This window comes from Lutibacter sp. HS1-25, from assembly GCF_004121075.1.
GTDB lineage: Bacteria > Bacteroidota > Bacteroidia > Flavobacteriales > Flavobacteriaceae > Lutibacter.
In genome coordinates this window covers 1-3,885 of the sequence record NZ_RHLN01000147.1, presented here as the reverse complement: position 1 = coordinate 3,885, position 3,885 = coordinate 1, and the positions used below count along the sequence as shown (strand labels likewise).

General features: G+C 28.5%; 3 protein-coding genes. All 3 read left to right on the top strand.

Going from position 1 to position 3,885, the window contains the following annotated elements:
• The first annotated feature begins 611 nt into the window (after positions 1-611).
• Positions 612-1,541, top strand: a complete 930-nt coding sequence (locus EC396_RS14620) for a restriction endonuclease (RefSeq protein ID WP_129367416.1) — start codon at positions 612-614, stop codon at positions 1,539-1,541.
• A gap of 140 nt (positions 1,542-1,681) precedes the next feature.
• Positions 1,682-2,449: a hypothetical protein gene (locus EC396_RS14615; RefSeq protein WP_129367414.1), complete on the top strand. Its 768-nt coding sequence runs from the start codon at positions 1,682-1,684 to the stop codon at positions 2,447-2,449.
• Between the two features lie 16 nt (positions 2,450-2,465).
• The gene (locus EC396_RS14610; protein WP_129367410.1) at positions 2,466-3,179 is read left to right on the top strand and encodes a hypothetical protein; all 714 of its coding nucleotides are present in this window, start codon (positions 2,466-2,468) and stop codon (positions 3,177-3,179) included.
• The last annotated feature ends 706 nt before the right edge of the window (positions 3,180-3,885 follow it).

The following is a 3,885-nucleotide window of genomic DNA, read 5'->3' as shown; positions in this document are numbered from 1 at the left end:
CGTTGGGTAATATATCATCGGAATTCACTCTGAATTCCTTAATGAAAGTATTTTTAATTAGAATAATTGATTTGTCTGACAATCGCGCCGAGAAAAATTCAAATCACTTCTACCCTATTTAAAATCGCTCATTGAAATAAATAGAATTGAGCAATGAATTCTATAAAAATTTAAAGACAAACCTCGGAGTTTAAAAATATGGCGGAGTTTGAGCATTGGAATTTGATTGTTGGAATACTTAAGATTTCAGAAAAATATTGCTAAAATGACAAATCTCGGATTTTAAAATTACAGCCGAGTTTGAGCGTTGGAATTTGATTGTTGGAATATTTAAGATTTAAGGAAAATTCAGCTAAAATGAAAAATTTCCGAATTTAAAAATAATGCAAAATGAGGTTTTGACACGTAGAAATTTAGGTCGGAAAGATTAATTCTAACTCCAATAATACATTACCCAACAACTCATAAAATTTATGCTTTAATTCGAACTAATAGAAAATTTAAAAAATTAAATAAACAATTTGCTACGGCTGAAAAATATCGTATTTTTAATCCGCACAAATCTTATAAAAGCCCGTTGCCAGTAATTATAAACAAACACTAACCAATAAATGACAGTACCAGATTTTCAATCATTTTTTTATCCTATTTTAGAATTTGCATCTGACCAAAAAGAACATTCTTTGAATGAAGTTAAAGACTATCTGACAGAGCACTTTCAACTAACTGAAGAGGCAAAATCAGAAAGAGTTCCAAGCGGAACACAAACCAAATTTGATAATCGAATTTATTGGACAAAAAGCTATTTCGGAAAAGCTAAACTAATTGAAAATACCAAACGAGCACATTTCAGAATTACGGAAAGAGGACTTAAATTCTTACATAAGTTCAACTCGAACATTACCATAAAAGACTTAAAAACTATTGATGAATTTAAAGAGTTTAACGAGGGAACAAATTCAGACGACCAAACAGAAACCAAAACCGCTACTGTTACACCTGAATTGAAAGAAGAAACTCAAACTCCTTTAGAGCAACTTGAAGAAACATTTCAATTCATACAGAACGAATTGGCATCGGAAATTTTAGATAAAATAAGGATTAACTCGTGGCAATTTTTTGAGGACTTAGTGGTTGATTTGATGATTAAAATGGGCTATGGTGGTTCAAAAAGTAAAGCTGGAAAATCAATCCAAAGGACAAATGATGAGGGGATTGACGGAATAATAAATGAAGATAAATTAGGTCTTGATATAATTTATTTGCAAGCAAAAATGTGGCAAACAGAAACCACAATTTCAAGACCCGAAGTTCAAAAATTTGTCGGAGCACTTCACGGAAAAAGAGCTAAAAAAGGAGTTTTTATAACAACCAGTTCTTTCACGAAAGGAGCAATTGAATATGTAAAAACAATTGACCCGAAAGTGATATTAATTGATGGACAGACACTAACGAATTTAATGATTGAATACAATGTTGGAACCACAGTCATTGAATCATATCAAATAAAAAAAATTGATTTAGATTACTTTGAAAAATAACTACTGGCAACAACTCATAAAATTTATGCTTAAATTTGAACTAGTACAAACGACAAACATTAAACAATCGATTTGCTACCACCGAAAAATCTCCGATTTTCCAGTCGCACAAATCTTATAAAAGCCCGTTGCCACCAATTATGAAAAAGATTCTGCACATATTGATTTTTCTATTTTCAGTTGGAATATTCGCTTGTCAATGTGACCCTACGAAAATTGCCGAAAATTACATTCAATCAGATTTTGTTGCGAATGTGACAATAACGAAAATATATCCAAATAAAGAAAACCAACAAGGATATAGAGCGGATATTAAGATTACTAAACTATTTAAAGGAGAGCCTCTGAAATTTATTTATGTCTACGGACAAAGTGATAATAGCACAGAAAGTTCTTGTGATATCTATATTCCAACTGACACAAAATTAATTGTTTATGCAGAGAAAAATAAGGATGGAAATTATGGAGTAGGATATTGCTCTGGACTACTCTACTTAACTGAGAATAATTTAAAAAAACAACAACTCGAATTAAAAATATTAGAAACATTTGTTGAGAAAAAAATTAATTTCACTAGTAAAATAAAATATTCGGAAAAAGGAGATTTTTCTAAACCCAATATTATAAGAGAATTACAAAATTTTAAAGGCATAGAATTAGAGAATGATTTTGGATTTTATGAAATAACGTTTTCAAGTGATTTAACAATAAAATCTATTGTAACAATTAGCGGATTTGATGACATAACTGACCAAAAACTCATTGATATATTTAAAGATACGAGTTGGGAGAGTTATGATAATGGAGTTAAAGACAAAGTTCCTGAAAACAGTAAATTTATTATCGGAATTCATTATTACAGATCTAAAAAGATAAATTCAAGTTTTTTAAGTGTGTTTTATCTATGAAAAAAATGATTAACTGGTGGCAACAACTCATAAAATTCATGCTATAATTCGAACTAATAGAAAATTTAAAAAATTAAATAAACAATTTGCTACGGCTGAAAAATATCGTATTTTTAAACCGCACAAATCTTATAAAAGCCCGTTGGCAATACGATTAATCATAAAACAAAAAATAGTAAAAGAAATAGATAGAATCTTAAATAAAGTTAAGAACGAGTTAGATTTTGTTCCAGAAAGCAGATATAATTTTAAAACTGAAGAAGAACATAGTTTATATACAAAATCTTTTATACTTCTAAAGACAAAAGGATTTATAGAATTAGTAAGAAACGGATATTCGCTTACTGAATCTGGAATAGATGTTTTAGAAATTGGAGGTTGGAATAAATACCAAGATTTTTTAAAACAACAGAAAAAAGATAAAAAAGAAAAAGAACGAATTGAATTTGAAAAATCAAAAATCGATTTAAGATTAAAGAAATGGCAAGTAAAAACTTTTTGGCCAATATTTATTTTTGCTTTCATTGGATTTGGATTTAGCGTTTATAATTTTATAAATAATTCATCATATGCAAAAAGTGCAGAACAACGAGAAGAAAAAATTGTGAAAATGGAATCGGAATTAGAAAAATTGCAAATTTCCATTTTAAACCAAAAAAAGGCTGATTCTTTGAATAATTCCAAGGTCTTGAAAACAACCGAAAATATAGGAAAATCGAAAGGTAAATAATTGAGAATATAATAAAACTGATTAAATACATAATTTTAATATTAATAATTTGATTAAAAAAAACGGTTGCCAACAACTCATAAAATTTATGCTTACTTTTAAACTAAATAACGAACTGACAAACATTAAACAATCGATTTGCTACCACCGAAAAATCTCCGATTTTCCAGTCGCACAAATCTTATAAAAGCCCGTTGGGTAATATATCATCGGAATTCACTCTGAATTCCTTAATGAAAGTATTTTTAATTAGAATAATTGATTTGTCTGACAATCGAGCCGAGAAAAATTCAAATCACTTCTACCCTATTTAAAATAGCTCATTGAAATAAATAAAATTGAGCAATGAATTTTATAAAAATTAAAAGACAACCTCGGAGTTTAAAAATATGGCGGAGTTTGAGCGTTAGAATTTGATTGTTGGAATATTTAAGATTTAAGGAAAATTCAGCTAAAATGAGAAATTTCCTAATTTAAAAATAATGCAAAATGAGGTTTTGACACGTAGAAATTTAGGTCGGAAAGATTAATTCTAACTCCAATAATACATTACCCAACAACTCATATAAAATTGAGCAATGAATTTTATAAAAATTAAAAGACAACCTCGGAGTTTAAAAATATGGCGGAGTTTGAGCATTGGAATTTGATTGTTGGAATACTTAAGATTTCAGAAAAATATTGCTAAAATGACAAATCTCGGATT